This is a genomic window from Lysobacter sp. SCRH-1R, assembly GCF_057747855.1.
The window spans coordinates 3,386,194-3,402,254 of the sequence record NZ_CM173227.1 but is presented as its reverse complement, the minus strand read 5'-3'; the positions used below and the strand labels follow the sequence as shown (position 1 = coordinate 3,402,254).

Below are 16,061 nucleotides of genomic sequence, written 5' to 3'. Positions count from 1 at the left end.
CGGCCATGAGCAACGCATTCACGCGAAATCGCCCGTTGTGGATCGCCGGCGCGCTCACCGTCGGGCTGCTGGTCCTGGTGTTCGTCGCCGGCTGGCTGTTCGGGCGCGGCAGCGAGCGGAAGCATGAAGCGCAACGCGAAGTCGCCGCAGTGACGACGCCGGTCGTGCGTGCGGATTCGGCGCTCGGCCGCACCGATCTCCGGCAGGTCGATGCGCTGCGCCGCGGTATTCCGGTCGACCAGGAAGCCGCGCCGCAGCCGCTGTGGCACGTGCAGAACATGGACGTGAAGCGCGAGCGCGCGTATCCGATGCAGCCGCCGACGATCCCGCACGCGATCGATGGCTACCAGGTCGACATGAACAGCAACCGCTGCATGCTCTGCCACGCGCGCGCGAACGCCGAGAAGTTCCAGGCGCCGCCGGTGAGCGTCACGCACTACATGGACCGCGACGACCAGTTCCTCGCGACGATTTCCTCCCGGCGCTACTTCTGCAACCAGTGCCACGTCGTGCAGACCGATGCGCCGCTGCTGGTGAACAACACCTTCCAGACCATCGACGCGGTGCTCGCGGCGGCCGAAGCCGGCACGGCCACTGCGGAAACCGCGCAGGGGAGGCCGTGATGCGTCGTCTCCGGGAACGCGTGTGGTCGTGGTTGCGGCCGATATGGCTCACGCTGCGCCGCCCCAGCGTGCATTACAGCCTGGGGTTCCTGGTGGCGGCGGGCTTCGTCGCGGGCATCGTGTTCTGGGGCGGCTTCAACACCGCGCTGGAAGCGACCAACACCGAGGCGTTCTGCACGAGCTGCCACGAGATGCGCGACAACGTGTACCAGGAGCTGCAGACGACGATCCACTACACCAACCGTTCCGGCGTGCGCGCGACGTGCCCGGACTGCCACGTGCCGCATCGCTGGACCGACAAGATCGCGCGCAAGATGCAGGCATCGAAGGAAGTGTGGGGCAAGGTGTTCGGCACGGTGAACACGCGCGAGAAGTTCCTCGATCACCGCCTGGAACTGGCGATGCACGAATGGGCGCGGCTGAAGGCGAACGATTCGCTGGAATGCCGGAACTGCCATCAGTACGACTCGATGGACCTCACCCGCCAGGGTTCGCGCGCCGCGCAGATCCACAAGCGCTGGCTCGGCACGGGGGAGAAGACGTGCATCGATTGCCATAAGGGCATTGCGCATCGGCTGCCGGACATGGCGGGGGTTCCTCAAGGATGAGGGCCCCGTGCGGCCTTCGGCCTTACCCGGGCTACCAGCGCCCGGCATAGTTCGCCTTTGTAGCCCGGCCAGGCGCAGCGCACCCGGGAGGACGCGCAGAACGCCTCAACCTCCCAGCTCCGCGCGATACAACCGCGCCATCGTCTCCCCGAAGCACGCGAACACCACGCGCATCGGCGCCTCGTGTTGCGCCAGCCAGTCGCGCACTTCGCGCACCGCGACCGGCACCGCCGACTCCGGCGGGTAGCCGTAGATCCCGCAACTGATCGCCGGAAACGCCATCGACGCGACGCGCTGCTCCAGCGCCAGCCGCAGCGACCGGCGATAACACGACGCCAGCAGCGCCGGCTCGCCCGAAGCGCCGCCGCGCCACACCGGCCCCACCGTGTGGATCACGACACGCACCGGCAACCGATGCCCGCCGGTGGCGCGCGCCTCGCCCGTCGGGCAGCGCACGCCGGGGCGCACTTCGGGCAGCGAACGGCATTCGGCGAGCAACCCCGGCCCCGCCGCGCGGTGGATCGCGCCATCCACGCCGCCGCCGCCGAGCAGGCTCTCGTTGGCGGCGTTGACGATGGCGTCGACGTCGAGCGTGGTGATGTCGGTCTGGATGACTTCGATGGGCATGTGGAGCCACTTCGATCGCCCTCTCCCGACGGCAGAGGGGCTGAACGCGCGTCACCCCAGCGACGCCAGCCACTCGTCATCCGACCCTTCGTTGACCCCTTCGAACAGGAACGTCGAGAGGTAACGCTCGCCGGTGTCTGGGAGCATCGCCAGGATCACCGAGCCTTCCTCGGCATTGCGCGCGACTTCCAGCGCGGCGGCGGCGGTGGCGCCGGCGGAAATGCCGACGAACAGGCCTTCCTCCTGCGCCAGGCGACGCGCGGTGTCGCGCGCGAGCACGTCGTCGACCGGCAGGATCGCATCGGCGACGTCGCGATTGAGCACTTCCGGCACGAAGTCCGGGGTCCAGCCCTGGATCTTGTGCGGCTGCCATTCCTTGCCGGCCAGCAGCGAGGCTCCCGCCGGTTCGCACGTGGTCACGCGCACTTCCGGGCGCGCGACCTTGAGCACTTCGCCCACGCCGGTCAGCGTGCCGCCCGTGCCCCAGCCGGTGACGAAGTGGTCGAGCCGGCGGCCGGCGAAATCGCGCAGGATCTCCGCCGCCGTGGTCTGCCGGTGGTACGCGGGATTGGCCGGGTTGGTGAACTGGCGCGCGAGGAACCAGCCGTGCTTCTCCGCCAGTTCGGCGGCGCGGCGCACCATGCCGCTCCCGCGTTCGGCGGCGGGCGTGAGGATGAGTTTCGCCCCGTAGGCGCGCATGAGCTTGCGGCGCTCCATCGAGAACGAATCGCTCATGACCGCCACGAACCTGTAGCCGCGCGCGGCGCAGACCATCGCCAGCGCCACGCCGGTGTTGCCGGACGTGGCCTCGACCACGGTGTCGCCCGGCTTGAGCTGGCCGCGCGCTTCGGCGTCGAGGACGATCGCCAGCGCCAGGCGGTCCTTGACCGAGCCGCCGGGGTTGAAGGCCTCGACCTTGGCGTAGAGCGTGACGTGTTCCGGCGCGAGGCGGTGCAGGCGCACCACCGGGGTACGGCCGATGGTGTCGAGGATGCTGTCGTGGATCATGGGGGGAACTCCTGCGCGAGTGGGCTTGGAGCGGGACGGACGGAGCCGCCGGAAGCGGCCAGCCGCGGGCGCCGGACAGGTGCGTGGCGGGCCCCTGGCGCCTGTCGCGGCCCTGCACGAGACCGTCATCGGAGAGTGCCACAGTCGGGTGTCAGATCCCGTTCGGCCCCGGCCAGGCGCCGGCCGACCGACGGCCTTGCGCGATCTGGCGCGTGAAGGCGTTTGCGCAATCGGTTGTCAACCAATGGGCTAGGCGACCGTTGAAGATCGGCCGCTAGAATCCCCGGGCTTCACAGCGCGTCCGCTCCACCTTCGTCGTTTCCTTCCAGGCCCCGCATGCGACCTCGCTCCAGCTTCAGTTTTCGCGTCCTCCGAGCCGGCCTCGTGCTGGCCCTCGCCGGCGCGACCGTCGCATGCGGCAGCAATGGCGCCGAGCAGCGCCAGGACGGCGGCGAGCGCCCGATCCCGGTCACCACGCAGCGCGTGCGCCTGCAGCCGTTCAGCGACACGGTGCTGGCGCTGGGCAACGTGAAGGCGCGCGAATCCATCACCGTAACCGCCAAGGTCAGCGAGACGGTGCAGCAGGTGCATTTCGAAAGCGGCGACGTGGTGGCCGCGGGCGCGCCGCTGGTCACGCTCACCGGCCGCCAGCAGGAGGCCGCGCTGAAGCAGGCCGAAGCCACCGCCAACGAAGCCGAACGCCTCTACCAGCGCCAGCGCGAACTCGCCGACCAGCAGCTCGTCGCGCGTTCCACCCTCGACACCCAGCTCGCCCTGCGCGATGCCGCGCGGGCCCGTGTCGCGCAGATGCGCGCCGACATCGGCGACCGCGTGATCCGCGCGCCGTTCTCCGGCGTGCTCGGCATCCGCCAGGTCAGCCCCGGCGCGCTGGTCCAGCCGGGCACGGCGATCGCCACGCTCGACGACACCGCCCGCGTCTACGTCGATTTCCCGGTGCCCGAGGCGCTGATCGCCGCGCTCGGCGTCGGCCAGCAGGTCGCCGGGACCAGCGCGGCGTATCCCGGCCGCACGTTCGAAGGCCAGGTCAGCACGATCGACGCGCGCGTGGACGAAGCCACGCGTTCGGTCGTGGTGCGCGGCGATTTCGCCAACCCCGACCGCGCGCTGCGCCCGGGCATGCTGATGCAGGTCACGCTGTCGCGCCCGCAGCGCGAGGCGCTGCTGGTGCCGGAAATCTCCATCGTGCAGGTCGGCACCGATTCGTTCGTCTACCGCGTCAAGCCCGACTCCTCGGTCGAACGCGTGGACATCAAGGTCGGCAGCCGTCGTGACGGCCTCGCCGAAGTGGCGCAGGGCCTGAACGTCGGCGACCGCATCGTCGTGGACGGCACCGGCAAGCTGCGCGTGGGCGCGCGCATCGTCGACGCGGCGGGCGACAAGGCGCCGGCGGGCGAAGTCGGCGCCGCCACGAAGAACGGCACGGCCAAGGCCGGCTGAGCATCGCAAGCGAGCGAGGAGGAGTGGGAAGTGAGCGGAAGCGCTTCATCGCCGGTCCCACGCCCCGCTTCTCGTTCCTCACTCCTCCACGGGTGACGTCATGAATCTGTCCGACCTCTCGATCCGCCGTCCCGTGTTCGCCACGGTGATGAGCCTGCTCATCATCGTGCTGGGCGTGATGGCGTTCTCGCGCCTCACCCTGCGCGAACTGCCGGCGATCGATCCGCCGATCGTCTCGGTGGACGTGAACTATCCCGGCGCCTCGGCGGCGGTGGTGGAAACGCGCATCACCCAGATCCTGGAAGACGCGCTGGCGGGCATCGAAGGCATCGAGACGATCGAATCGCGCAGCGTCAACGGACGCGCGGCGATCAGCATCGAATTCACGCTCAACCGCGAGATCGAAGCCGCCGCCAACGACGTGCGCGACGCGGTCAGCCGCGTGCTCGACCGCATGCCGGAAGAGGCCGATCCGCCGGAAATCGAGAAGGTCGAGTCCGACGCCGACCCGATCCTGTGGCTCAACATGAGCTCCACGCGCATGGACACGCTGCAGCTGTCCGATTACGCCGAACGCTACGTGGTCGATCGCCTGTCCTCCGTGGACGGCGTGGCGCAGGTGCGCATCGGCGGCCAGCAGCGCTATGCGATGCGCATCTGGCTGGACCGCGACGCGCTCGCCGCGCGCGGCATCACCGTCAACGACGTGGAGAACGCGCTGGAAGCGGAGAACGTCGAGCTTCCCGCCGGCCGCATCGAATCCAACGCGCGCGACTTCACCCTGCGCGTGGCGCGCAGTTACCAGCGGCCGGAAGACTTCGCGCAGATCCCGCTGGGCAAGGGCGTGGACGGCTACGTGGTGCGCATGGGCGATGTGTCGCGCATCGAGCTCGCGTCCGCCGAACGCCGCGCGTACTACCGCAGCAACGGCGAGCCGAACATCGGCCTGGGCATCGTCAAGACCTCCACCGCCAACAGCCTCGACGTCGCGCGCGCGGTGCGCGCCGAAGCGGAGAAGGTGCAGAAGACGCTGCCGGAAGGCACCAAGATCTTCGTCGCCTTCGATACCACGATCTTCATCGAATCGGCGGTGGAACGCGTGTACCACACGCTGATCGAGGCGATCGTGCTGGTGCTGGTGGTGATCTGGCTGTTCCTGGGCAGCTTCCGCGCCGCGCTGATCCCGGCGGTGACGGTGCCGGTGTGCCTGATCGCCGCGTTCATCCCGCTGTACCTGTTCGGCTTCTCGATCAACCTGCTGACGCTGCTCGCACTGGTGCTGGCGATCGGCCTGGTGGTGGACGACGCCATCGTCGTGCTGGAAAACATCCAGCGACGCACCGACCTGGGCGAGCCGCGCCTGGTCGCGGCCAAGCGCGGCACGGCGCAGGTGGCGTTCGCGGTGATCGCGACCACCGCCGTGCTGGTCGCGGTGTTCCTGCCGGTGGGCTTCATGGAAGGCAACACCGGTCGCCTGTTCCGCGAGTTGTCGGTCGCGCTGGCCGGCGCGGTGGCGATCTCGGCCTTCGTCGCGCTGACGCTCACGCCGATGATGTCCTCCAAGCTCGTGCGCCCGCACAGCCAGGAGAAATCCAACGTCGTCCACCGCTGGGTGAACGCGCGCCTGGACGGCGTCACCTCGCGCTATCGCGGGCTGCTCTCGCGCGTGACCGACCACAAGCCGTCGAAGCTGTGGATGCTCGTCGTCGGCGTGATGCTCGCGACGATGGTGGTGAGCGGCTTGCTGCTGAAGCTGGTTCCGTCGGAACTGGCGCCGGCGGAGGATCGCGGCTTCTTCTCGATCTCCATCCAGGGGCCGGAAGGCGCCGGTTTCGACTACACCGTCGGCCAGGTGCAGCAGGTCGAGAAGATCGTCGCCGCACACACCGGCGAGGGCGAGACCATCCAGCGCTACAACCCGCGCGTGCCGGGCGGCTTCGGCGCCAGCGAGGAGATGCACACCGGTCGCATCTCGGTGTTCCTGCAGGACTGGAAGAACCGCACCACCTCCACCGCCGACGTCGCCGAATCGTTGCGGTCCGAACTGGGCAAGCTGCCCGGCGTGCGCGCGATGCCGCAGGTGTCCGGCGGCCTGGTGCGCTCGCGCGGCCAGCCGATCAACATCGTGCTGGGCGGCCCGGAATACGCCGAACTGGCGCAGTGGCGCGACAAGCTGATCGCGAAGATGGAAACCAACCCGGGTTTCTTCTCGGTCGATTCGGACTACAAGGAAACGCGCCCGCAGATGCGCGTGGAGATCGACCGTCAGCGCGCCGCCGACCTGGGCGTGCCGGTGACCGACATCGGCCACGCGCTGGAAACCATGATGGGCAGCCGCCGCGTCACCACCTTCGTGCAGAACGGCGAGGAGTACGACGTGGTCGTGCAGTCCGACCGCGAACTGCGCGCTTCGCCTGAAGACCTCGCGGCGATCCAGGTGCGCGCGCGCGACGGCGCGCTGATCCCGCTGTCGAACCTGGTGACGCTGCGCGAACTCGCCGAGCCCGGCAGCCTCAACCGCTTCAACCGACTGCGCGCCATCACGATCAGCGCCGGCCTCACGCCGGGCTATCCGATGGGCGATGCGATCACCTGGTTGCAGGACACCGTGCGCGCGGAGCTTCCGGATCATGCGCAGATCGACTGGAAGGGCGAGTCGCGCGAGTACATCCAGGCCGGCGGTGCGGTGCTGCTGACCTTCACCCTGGCGCTGCTCGTCGTGTACCTGGTGCTCGCCGCGCAGTTCGAAAGCTTCATCCATCCGTTCGTGATCATGCTCACCGTGCCGCTGGGCGTGCTCGGCGCGCTGATCGGCCTCGCCGCGACGGGCGGCACGCTCAACCTGTTCAGCCAGATCGGCATCGTGATGCTGGTGGGCCTGGCGGCGAAGAACGGCATCCTGATCGTCGAGTTCGCCAACCAGCTGCGCGACGAAGGCCGCAGCATCCGCGAGGCGATCGTCGAGGCCTCCTCGGTCCGTTTGCGCCCGATCCTGATGACCTCGATCGCGACGGTCGTCGGCGCGATCCCGCTGGTGCTCGCCGGCGGCCCGGGTTCGGCAAGCCGCGCGACCATCGGCATCGTGGTGATCTTCGGCGTCTCGTTCTCGACGTTGCTGTCGCTGTTCGTGGTGCCGGCGTTCTACATGCTGCTGGCGAAGTACACGCGATCGCCCGAAGCGGTGGGCCAGGAGCTGGAGAAGCTGGAGGCCACGACGCCGTCGGTGGGCGGGCACGCGTAACGCGTGCCCTTCGTGCCGGGGCGAGCATGACGGCGCAGGTTCGAACCTGTCTGCGCGGATCGCCGGCAGGCACGCACGGCGCCGCGCTTTCATGCAGAATCGGGCGGTTCCCCCACGACGGGGCGACGCCCTTTCCTCCGTCCGGGAGCCTGCGTGGAAAACATCCTTAGCGCCGTCAACGGCATCGTCTGGAGCCAGGCACTGATCTTCATGTGCCTCGGCGCCGGCCTGTACTTCAGCATCCGCACCCGCTTCATGCAGGTGCGCGGCTTCGTCGAGATGTTCCGCCTCACCGTCGCCGGGCAGAAGTCAGAGGCGGGCGTGTCGTCGTTCCAGGCGCTGGCGATGTCGATGGCCGGGCGCATCGGCATCGGCAACATCGCCGGCGTGGCCACGGCGATCGCGTTCGGCGGGCCGGGCGCGATCTTCTGGATGTGGGTGATGGGCTTCCTCGGCGCGTCGACGTCGTACGTGGAATCCACGCTCGCGCAGATCTACAAGACCAAGGACGCCGAAGGTCGCTACCGCGGCGGTCCGGCGTACTACATCGAGAAGGCGATGGGCCTGAAGTGGTACGCGATGGCCTTCGCGATCGCGACGATCGCCGCCGCCGGCTTCCTGATGCCCGGCGTGCAGGCCAACGCCATCGCCGACAGCGCCGCCAACGTGTGCCACGGCTCGGCGCTGTGCGGTTCGCTCGACGGCCAGTGGTTCGGGCTGGATGCGCGCGACGCGTTCAAGCTCGGCATCGGCGCGGCGGTGTCGGTGCTGCTGGCGATCATCATCTTCGGCGGCGTGAAGCGCATCGCGAACTTCGCCGAGATCGTCGTGCCGTTCATGGCGATGGGCTACATCCTGATGGCCGTGGTCGTGATGGCGATGAACGCCGGGCAGGTGCCGGAGATGTTCGGCATGATCTTCTCCAGCGCGTTCGGCGGCCACGCGGCGTACGGCGCACTGCTCGGCCTGGCGGTGGAGTGGGGCGTCAAGCGCGGCATCTACGCCAACGAGGCAGGCCAGGGCACCGGTCCGCACGCGGCGGCCGCGGCGGAGGTCTCGCATCCGGCCAAGCAGGGTTACGTGCAGGCGTTCGCGATCTACTTCGACACGATGATGGTGTGCACCGCCACCGCCTTCCTGATCCTCTCCACCGGCCGTTACAACGTGGTCGCCGCCGACGGTGCGGCGCTGTATTCGGGGCTGGCGGGCATCGAGGCGGGACCGGGCTTCGCGCAGGCGGCGGTGGAATCGGTGCTGCCGGGCTGGGGCGCGGGCTTCGTCGCGGTGGCGCTGTTCTTCTTCGCCTTCACCACGATCATGGCCTATTACTACATGGCCGAAACCAACCTGGCCTACGTCAACGGCGGCCGTCGCCGCCCGCTGACCGTGCTGCTGCTGCGGCTGGGCATCATCGCCATGGTGATCTTCGGCGCCTCGCACAACGCGACCGTGGCCTGGGCGCTGGGCGACATCGGCGTGGGCCTGATGGCGTGGCTCAACATCATCGCGATCCTGATCCTCGCCAAGCCGGCGATGATCGCGCTGCGCGATTACGAACGGCAGAAGAAGCTGGGCCTGGACCCGGTGTTCGATCCGGACGCGCTGGGCATCCGCAACGCCGATTTCTGGCGTGGCCGTCGCGGCGCGCAGCCGGCGGACGAGTCCGCCGCCGCCGCGTCCGCGCAGCCCTCGCTGCAGGGCGAAGGCTGAATCCGCCGGTTCCGCCGCCTTCGTCCCGGCAACGGGCAGGCGGCGGGGCCCGACTGAACACGCCGTTCGGATTCCCGCGCCCTCGCGCGGGTACCCTGTGCGCATGCTCGCCAGCCCGCCCGTCCGCGATCCACGTTCCGTCCGCCTGCAGGGCGACGGCTTCGTGCTGCGGGCGTGGCGCGCGGACGATCTCGAACCGCTGCTGCGCCACGCCAACGACGCGGAGGTCGTGCGCGGCCTGAGCAGCCGCTTCCCGCATCCGTACACGCGTGAGGACGGCGAACGCTTCCTCGCCGGCGAGGTCGTCGATTTCGACGATCCGGTGTTCGCCATCGAAGTGGACGGACAGGCGTGCGGCGGCATCGCCGCGCGGCCGGGGCAGGCGGAACGCGGTCAGTCGGCGGAGCTGGGGTACTGGCTCGGCCGGTCGATGTGGGGTCGCGGACTGATGACGCGCGCGGTCGCGTTGTACGTGCCGTGGGCGATGCAGGCGCTTTCGCTGCATCGGCTGCAGGCGAATGTGCTCACGTTCAACGAGGCGTCCGCGCGCGTGCTGCTGAAGAACGGTTTCATCGAGGAGGGCGTCGCGCGCTGCGCCCTCGTGAAGGACGGCCATGCGCACGACCTGCGCGTGTTCGCCAAAGTACGAAGGAGTCTGTGTGACGCACCGTGATCCGCCCAATCGTCCGCCCCGTGGTCCGCGCCCGCCCGGCCCGCCTTCGCGCGACGCAGCGTCGCCGTGGGGTGGCACGCACGTGCGCAGCCGCAAGGAGCGGTTCGAGGAGCACACCGCGCGCTTCCGCCGCGACCGCGATGCGCACGACGCACAGGCGCGCGGCAGCCGTGCCCAAGACGCCCGTCCGCACGAAGCCCGCGTGCACGATGCAGCCCACGACGCGACCGGCCACGAAGGCGAGCACGTCGCGCATCCCGCGCGCGAACGCCGCAGCGCCGAGCTGCGCCTGTACGGCCTCAACGCGATCCACGCGGTGTTCTCGCGCCGGCCGCAGGCGATCCGCAAGCTGTACCTCGCCGAAGCGCGCATTCCCGCGTTGCAGCCGCTGCTGAAGTGGTGCGTCGCCAACCGCGTGGGTTATCGCGTGGTGGACGAACTCGACCTGCACAAGCTCGCCGCCAGCAGCCATCACGAAGGCGTGGTCGCCGACGTGCTGCGCGAGGAACCGCTGCCGTTGTCGACGTGGCTGCGCGATCTGCCGTCCGGTCCGCAGTGCGCGATCTGGCTCGACGGCGTCGGCAATCCGCACAACTTCGGCGCGATCCTGCGTTCGGCGGCGCACTTCGGCGTGTCGGCGATCCTGCTGCCGAAGCATTCGAACCTGTCGTTGTCCGGCGCCGCCGCGCGCGTGGCCGAAGGCGGCGCCGAAGCGGTCCCGCTGGTGCGCCTGGGCCGCGAGGACAACGCCATCGCCCAGCTGCGTGGCGCCGGCTTCACCCTCGCGGCCACGGTGGTGAACGGCGGTACCGACGTGTTCGCCACGCCACTGCCCGATCGCACGATCTACGTGCTGGGCGCGGAAGGCGAGGGCATGGACCGTGAACTGGCGGCGGCCTGCGACCTGCGATTGTCGATTCCGGGGACGGGGCTGGTGGAAAGCCTGAACGTGGCATCGGCTGCGGCGGTGCTGCTGGCGGCATGGCGCGCGAAGCGATGAGCGGGTCTGCGTTGCAGTGGTCCACCGCCGCCGCCTGGAGGGCGGACGCGGGCTCGCCCGAGCCGCTGCCGCACGACTTCGTCGTCGATGGGCGCTGTCCCCTGTGCGGAGACGCCATCCGCGTGGAAACCACCGGCCGGAAGATCTGCTTCCGCGAGGGACTGGCATGCCCGCGTTGCAGGACCAACGCGCGCCATCGTGCGGCCGTCGTTACGCTGCTGGAGGAACTGCATGGCCGCGACGACGCGCGCGTCTACGCGACCGAGCAGGCCACGCCGTTCTACGTCGCGCTGAAGCGCCGCTTGTCCAACCTGAGCGGTAGCGAGTACGTGCGCGACCTTCGCCGGCGTCTTCGGCTGACCGGCTGGCTGTGGTGGCACGGCGTGCGGGAATGCCTTCACTTCGCCGACCTGACCGCGCTGAAGCGGCGCGATGCGTCGCTCGATGCGATCGTGTCGCTGGACGTGCTCGAACACGTCTCCGAGCACCGCCTCGCCCTGCGCGAGTGCGCGCGCGTGCTTCGACCGGGCGGCACGCTGGTGCTGACCGTGCCGTTCCAGGAATCGATGCTGCAGTCCCGTCGCCTCGCACGCGTCCGCGGCGACGGGACGATCGAACACCTGATCCCCGAGCCCGAGTACCACGGAGATCCCGTCTCCGGCGGCGTGCTGTGCTTCCACCACTTCGGCTGGGACCTGCTGGACGACATGCGCGAGGCCGGGTTCGCCGAAGCGTGCGCAAGGCGCGTGCACGCGCCGGGCGCCGCGATACCGCAGCCGCTGTGGGTGCTGGTCGCCACGCGCTGACGGACGCCCGCATTCCGCATCGCCTCGTGGGCCGTGGCGGCTGCGTCAGGGCCGCGCAATGCGCATCGGCAAGCACGCACGAACGCACGTCCCCGCATCCGCCACCGTCTCCACGTCGAACGTGCCGCCCAGGTGCGTCGCGCGTTCGCGCATCGCGATCAGGCCCAGGCCGTGGACGTTTTCGGGATCGAAGCCGCGCCCGTCGTCGATGATCGACAGCAGCAGCTGGTCGCCACGCGGTGCGAGCAGCACCGTCACCTGCGTCGCGCCGGAATGGCGCAGCACGTTGGTCAGCGCTTCCTGCGCGATGCGGAAGCATGCCAGTTCCACCGGAGCGTCCGGGCGTTCGGCCAGCGGCGACAGATCGAGTTCCAGCGCCGGCGCGCCGCCGCGGAACAGCCGCTCGCATTGCCAGCGCAATGCCGCGACCAGGCCCAGCGCATCCAGCTGCGGCGGGCGCAGCAGGATCGAGATGTCGCGCAGCTTGGCGATGGTCGCGTCCGCGATGCCGACGATCTCCTCGACGATCTCGCGCCGCCCGGCTTCGTTCTCGCCTTCTATCGAAGTGGCCGACATCTTCATCGCCGAGATCGCCTGGCCGATGTCGTCGTGCAGTTCGCGCGACAGCGTGCGGCGTTCGGCTTCCTGCACGTCGATCAGGCGGCCGGTGAGCGCGTGCAGTTCCTGCTGCTGGCGATGCAGGTGTGCGGTCAGTTCGACCTCGCGCGCGTCCGAACAGGTGCGGCGCAGCATCAGGAACATCAGCACCGCGACCAGTGGCAGCGAGAGCGCGTTGGCGATCCAGTGCGCGGCGTCGCCGAAGAAGCGGCGCAGTTCCAGCGCGAGGGCGGGGGCGATCAGCGCCATCCACGCGATCGCCAGCGCGGCCATCGCCAGCGAGAGCAGGAAACCCCGGCGTCCGCGCAGCCGCGCGCGCAGGCCGCCGCCGTCCAGCCGATCCGCCGGTCCGTCCACATCGGGCGAAGCGGGCTCGACACGCGCACGGGCGCGCTCTTCAGCGCGCCCGTGGGCGGGGTCCTGGCCGGTGGAGCCGGCCGGCGATGGAGGGATCGCGTTCATCCCGTCATGGAAGGTCAGAAGAGTTCGACGCTACCAGCATCCATCGACTGCTGCATCACGGCCTTGTGAGGCGGACGCTCCCACTCGGACTTCATCTGCGCGATGCGCTGGCCGAGCTGCTGCAGGGCCTGGCGTACTTCGGCGTCGGCGCGGTCGGCGTTGTGCAGCAGCTGGTGCAGGGCGGTGGCCTCGCGGTTGATCGCGCTCAGGCGGTCCAGGTGCGTGGTGGCCGCGCCCAGGGCCTGGGTGGCGATGTCCTCGAACTGCAGCGAACGCACGGCTTCGGCGACGGAGCCGTCGATGGCGCGGCCGCAGTCGGCGATCTCGCGCATGCCGTTGCCTAGGCCGCGGTTGATGCCGTCCACGCGTTCCAGCATCGCGGCGGCTTCGGCGCGGGCGCCGCGGGAGCGGTCCATGTCGCGGGACGCCATCGTGGTGACGGTGTCGCGGACGCGGGCGATGGCGTCCTTGGAGCTGTGCGCGAGCTTGCGGATCTGTTCGTTGAAAGCGGTGGAGCGCTCGGACAGGTTGCGCACCTCGTCGGCGACGACCGCGAAGCCGCGGCCCGCCTCGCCGGCACGCGCCGCTTCGATCGCGGCATTCAGCGCGAGCAGGTTGGTCTGGTCGGCGATCGACTTCACGTCTTCCAGCAGCGCGAAGATGCCGTCCAGGTGATCGGCCATCGCGTCGATGTGCGTGACCGTCGTGGTGCTCTGGCCGCTGACGGCTTCCAGCGCTTCCACCAGCTGTTCCATCTGCTGGCTGGCCTGCAGCGCGAAGCGCGAGACGTCCACGCCGCCGTGTTCGCCGTCGGTGCGGTCGATGATGCGCGAGACCACTTCGCTCTGTTCGCGCGACTTGCGGTTCACCGCCTCGAAGCTGGTGCCGAGCTTGGCGACCGACTCGCGGATCAGCGTGCGGGTGCGCTCGATCTCGCCGCGCGAACCCTGCACTTCGGAATTGACGAAGTTGCGCAGGTCGTCGAGCAGGCGCGTCTGTTCGCGCAGCATCGCCGCATCGTTGTGGCTGGGACGCTGCATCGTCCAGGCAAAGCCCAGCCACGCGAGCGTCATGGCGACCAGCGCGCCCCATTGCACGGCGGAGGGCCAGCCCATCGCTTCGGCGGCGATGAGCAGGGTCGTCAGCGCCACGGGCGCTGCAAGGCGAATCAGTACGCGGGAATCCATCTTCGATCTCACCGAATGGGGCAACTTAGATAACGGCGGGGGTTGCGGGTGCTTTAGAGCGAGGAACGAGGGCAGAGGAGCCAGAAGTGAGTAAAAGCGTCAGTGCGTCACGGTTTTGGTTGGGGCGAAGGTGCGGGCGGTCACTGGGTTCTCGTTTCCCTTCACTCACTCCTCGCCGCGACGTGCGGGCTCCCTCCCCTGCGTGCAGGGGAGGGTCGGGGAGGGGTGACGTGCACGGCGCCGCATCAGTCGGTTGTCGGCTCCTGCAACCCGGGTAAGCGAAGCACACCCGGGGTCGAACGTCGCGGCGACCTGTTTCCCGGGTGCGGCCTGCGGCCTTACCCGGGCTACAAACGCAGGCGTTCGTTACTCGTGCGCGGTGCCCGACAACAACTTCTGCGCGACCAGCGACAGCGGCACGGTTTCCTGCGCCGCGCCGAGTGCGACCGCCGCGCCGGGCATGCCCCAGACGACGCTGCTGGCCTCGTCCTGCGCGATCGTCGCCGCGCCGGCCTTGCGCAAGGCGAGCAGGCCACGCGCGCCGTCGTCGCCCATGCCGGTCAGCAGGGCGGCGCTGGCGTTGGCGCCGACGTGTTCGGCCACCGAATCGAACAGCGCGTCCACGCTGGGACGATGACGGCGCACCGGATCGTCGTCGCCGAGCCGGCAATGCCAGCGCGCACCGCTGCGGAACACGCGCAGGTGACGACCGCCCGGTGCGACGTACGCATGCCCCGGCAGCAGTTCCTGGTCGCGTTCGACGTGGATCACCGTCATGCGGCTGTGCCGATCAAGCCGATCGGCGAAGGGCGCGCTGAATGCGCCCGGGATGTGCTGCGCGATCACCGTCGCCGGCGCATCGGCCGGCATCTGCGAGAGCACTTCGCGGATCGCCTCGGTGCCGCCGGTGGAGGCGCCGATCGCGATCAGCCGGTGCGTCGTGCGATACGCCACCGCCGGCATCGCCGACGCCTCGGCGACGCGGGCCGGCGAGGGCGGCACCACGCGCGCCTTCGCGGCCTGCTTGACCTTCTCGATCAGCAGCCCGGCGTATTCGGTCAGCCCGCGCGCGACGTCGAGCTTGGGCTTGGCGATGAAATCCACCGCGCCCAGCGCGAGCGCGTCCAGCGTCACCTGCGCGCCGCGCTCGGTCAGCGTGGAGACCATCACCACCGGCATGGGCCTGAGGCGCATCAGGTTGCGCAGGAAGGTCAGGCCGTCCATGCGCGGCATCTCGACGTCGAGCGTGAGCACGTCGGGTTCGAGCTGCTTGATCTTGTCGCGCGCGATGTACGGATCGGCCGCGCTGCCGACGACCTGGATGCCCGGATCGGCCTCCAGCAATTGCGTCATCAACTGGCGCACCAGCGCCGAGTCGTCGACCACGAGCACGCGGATGGGACCGCGTGCGGGAGTACGTACGGCCGCGTTCATCAGAACAACTCCACGCTGCCGCTGGCGACCGGCTCGCGGGCGAGGCGACCGTAGTAGGCGCGTTCGGCGTCGACGATCACGTCGTTGCGTGCCGACGGCAGGCGCTTGACCAGCGTGCGCCCGGTCTGCGCGAAGAAGCAGACCTTGCGCGGGTGGATGTCGCCCAGGTCCTGCGCCATCACCGGGATGCGCTCGGCGGTGAGGTATTCCAGCACGAAGCTCGCGTTGCGCGTGCCGATCGGATCGCTGTAGAAGCCCGACAGCACGTTGCCGCCGCCGAACACCTTCGCCATCAGCCGCGCACGGCGCGCGCCTCGCTTGAGCAGGTCGTTGATCAGCAGTTCCATCGCGTGCGCGCCGTAGCGCGAGGACACCGAGCCCGCTTCGCCGCCGGGCAGCATGAAGTGGTTCATGCCGCCGACCTGCAGCATCGGGTCGTACAGGCACGCGGCCACGCACGAGCCCAGCAGCGTGACCAGCGCGATCGGGCGATCGGTGACGCGGTAATCGGCCGGAAGCAGCTTGATCGCCTCGGTCTGCAGCACCGGATCGAAATAGCTGCCCGGCTCGATCGCGGGACGGGCGGGAATGGCGGCGTTCATGGTC

At 69.6% G+C, this 16,061-nt stretch carries 13 protein-coding genes and 1 pseudogene; 8 read left to right on the top strand and 6 right to left on the bottom strand.

What is annotated here, in order from left to right:
• The first annotated feature begins 5 nt into the window (after window positions 1-5).
• A complete protein-coding gene (locus AC3ANK_RS15585) occupies window positions 6-623 on the top strand; it encodes a nitrate reductase cytochrome c-type subunit (RefSeq protein WP_206861723.1) in 618 nt (205 codons plus the stop codon).
• Complete coding sequence (locus AC3ANK_RS15580; RefSeq protein WP_206861722.1) at window positions 623-1,231, top strand: cytochrome c3 family protein; 609 nt, start codon at window positions 623-625, stop codon at window positions 1,229-1,231. Before AC3ANK_RS15585 ends, AC3ANK_RS15580 begins: the two co-directional genes overlap by 1 nt.
• 105 nt (window positions 1,232-1,336) lie before the next feature.
• Here the strand turns inward: AC3ANK_RS15580 and AC3ANK_RS15575 are convergent, their stop codons facing one another.
• Both AC3ANK_RS15575 and cysK read right to left on the bottom strand, forming a co-directional pair.
• On the bottom strand, window positions 1,337-1,858 hold the full coding sequence (locus AC3ANK_RS15575) for an O-acetyl-ADP-ribose deacetylase (protein WP_206861721.1): 522 nt from the start codon (window positions 1,856-1,858) through the stop codon (window positions 1,337-1,339).
• A gap of 51 nt (window positions 1,859-1,909) precedes the next feature.
• Window positions 1,910-2,866: a cysteine synthase A gene (cysK, locus tag AC3ANK_RS15570; RefSeq protein ID WP_206861720.1), complete on the bottom strand. Its 957-nt coding sequence runs from the start codon at window positions 2,864-2,866 to the stop codon at window positions 1,910-1,912.
• A 336-nt stretch (window positions 2,867-3,202) separates the two neighbouring features.
• Between cysK and AC3ANK_RS15565 the strand changes: the two genes are divergently transcribed.
• From AC3ANK_RS15565 to AC3ANK_RS15540, 6 genes and pseudogenes are all read left to right on the top strand, one after another.
• Window positions 3,203-4,324, top strand: a complete 1,122-nt coding sequence (locus AC3ANK_RS15565) for an efflux RND transporter periplasmic adaptor subunit (RefSeq protein ID WP_425492587.1) — start codon at window positions 3,203-3,205, stop codon at window positions 4,322-4,324.
• 100 nt (window positions 4,325-4,424) lie between these two features.
• Window positions 4,425-7,565, top strand: coding sequence for an efflux RND transporter permease subunit (locus AC3ANK_RS15560; protein WP_206861718.1), 3,141 nt, complete (start codon window positions 4,425-4,427; stop codon window positions 7,563-7,565).
• A 210-nt stretch (window positions 7,566-7,775) separates the two neighbouring features.
• Window positions 7,776-9,275: an alanine/glycine:cation symporter family protein gene (locus AC3ANK_RS15555; RefSeq protein WP_484172890.1), complete on the top strand. Its 1,500-nt coding sequence runs from the start codon at window positions 7,776-7,778 to the stop codon at window positions 9,273-9,275.
• 103 nt (window positions 9,276-9,378) lie between these two features.
• Window positions 9,379-9,948: a GNAT family N-acetyltransferase gene (locus AC3ANK_RS15550; protein ID WP_206861716.1), complete on the top strand. Its 570-nt coding sequence runs from the start codon at window positions 9,379-9,381 to the stop codon at window positions 9,946-9,948.
• Window positions 9,949-10,014: 66 nt separating this feature from the next.
• A pseudogene (locus tag AC3ANK_RS15545) lies at window positions 10,015-10,948 on the top strand (TrmH family RNA methyltransferase).
• A complete protein-coding gene (locus AC3ANK_RS15540) occupies window positions 10,945-11,754 on the top strand; it encodes a class I SAM-dependent methyltransferase (RefSeq protein ID WP_206861714.1) in 810 nt (269 codons plus the stop codon). Before AC3ANK_RS15545 ends, AC3ANK_RS15540 begins: the two are co-directional and overlap by 4 nt.
• 45 nt (window positions 11,755-11,799) lie before the next feature.
• Here AC3ANK_RS15540 and AC3ANK_RS15535 read toward each other — a convergent pair whose 3' ends face one another.
• The 4 genes from AC3ANK_RS15535 to cheD all read right to left on the bottom strand — a co-directional run bounded on the left by AC3ANK_RS15535 (window position 11,800) and on the right by cheD (window position 16,057).
• Window positions 11,800-12,834 (bottom strand): sensor histidine kinase, encoded by a 1,035-nt coding sequence (locus tag AC3ANK_RS15535; protein WP_206861713.1) that lies wholly within the window; start codon window positions 12,832-12,834, stop codon window positions 11,800-11,802.
• A 14-nt stretch (window positions 12,835-12,848) separates the two neighbouring features.
• Window positions 12,849-14,021: a methyl-accepting chemotaxis protein gene (locus tag AC3ANK_RS15530; RefSeq protein ID WP_206861712.1), complete on the bottom strand. Its 1,173-nt coding sequence runs from the start codon at window positions 14,019-14,021 to the stop codon at window positions 12,849-12,851.
• Between the two features lie 366 nt (window positions 14,022-14,387).
• Entirely contained in the window at window positions 14,388-15,455 is a 1,068-nt protein-coding gene (locus AC3ANK_RS15525) for a protein-glutamate methylesterase/protein-glutamine glutaminase (protein WP_206861711.1), read from the bottom strand.
• Window positions 15,455-16,057, bottom strand: coding sequence for a chemoreceptor glutamine deamidase CheD (gene cheD, locus AC3ANK_RS15520; protein WP_206861710.1), 603 nt, complete (start codon window positions 16,055-16,057; stop codon window positions 15,455-15,457). The genes AC3ANK_RS15525 and cheD overlap by 1 nt, the downstream gene beginning before the upstream one ends.
• Between the last annotated feature and the right edge of the window lie 4 nt (window positions 16,058-16,061).

Excerpts from the sequence above, each read along its gene's own strand:
- AC3ANK_RS15585 (WP_206861723.1), top strand. The coding sequence starts at position 6 with ATGAGCAACGCATTCACGCGAAATCGCCCGTTGTGGATCGCCGGCGCG.
- AC3ANK_RS15580 (WP_206861722.1), top strand. The coding sequence starts at position 623 with ATGCGTCGTCTCCGGGAACGCGTGTGGTCGTGGTTGCGGCCGATATGG.
- AC3ANK_RS15575 (WP_206861721.1), bottom strand. The coding sequence starts at position 1,858 with ATGCCCATCGAAGTCATCCAGACCGACATCACCACGCTCGACGTCGAC.
- cysK (WP_206861720.1), bottom strand. The coding sequence starts at position 2,866 with ATGATCCACGACAGCATCCTCGACACCATCGGCCGTACCCCGGTGGTG.
- AC3ANK_RS15565 (WP_425492587.1), top strand. The coding sequence starts at position 3,203 with ATGCGACCTCGCTCCAGCTTCAGTTTTCGCGTCCTCCGAGCCGGCCTC.
- AC3ANK_RS15560 (WP_206861718.1), top strand. The coding sequence starts at position 4,425 with ATGAATCTGTCCGACCTCTCGATCCGCCGTCCCGTGTTCGCCACGGTG.
- AC3ANK_RS15555 (WP_484172890.1), top strand. The coding sequence starts at position 7,776 with ATGTGCCTCGGCGCCGGCCTGTACTTCAGCATCCGCACCCGCTTCATG.
- AC3ANK_RS15550 (WP_206861716.1), top strand. The coding sequence starts at position 9,379 with ATGCTCGCCAGCCCGCCCGTCCGCGATCCACGTTCCGTCCGCCTGCAG.
- AC3ANK_RS15540 (WP_206861714.1), top strand. The coding sequence starts at position 10,945 with ATGAGCGGGTCTGCGTTGCAGTGGTCCACCGCCGCCGCCTGGAGGGCG.
- AC3ANK_RS15535 (WP_206861713.1), bottom strand. The coding sequence starts at position 12,834 with ATGAACGCGATCCCTCCATCGCCGGCCGGCTCCACCGGCCAGGACCCC.
- AC3ANK_RS15530 (WP_206861712.1), bottom strand. The coding sequence starts at position 14,021 with ATGGATTCCCGCGTACTGATTCGCCTTGCAGCGCCCGTGGCGCTGACG.
- AC3ANK_RS15525 (WP_206861711.1), bottom strand. The coding sequence starts at position 15,455 with ATGAACGCGGCCGTACGTACTCCCGCACGCGGTCCCATCCGCGTGCTC.
- cheD (WP_206861710.1), bottom strand. The coding sequence starts at position 16,057 with ATGAACGCCGCCATTCCCGCCCGTCCCGCGATCGAGCCGGGCAGCTAT.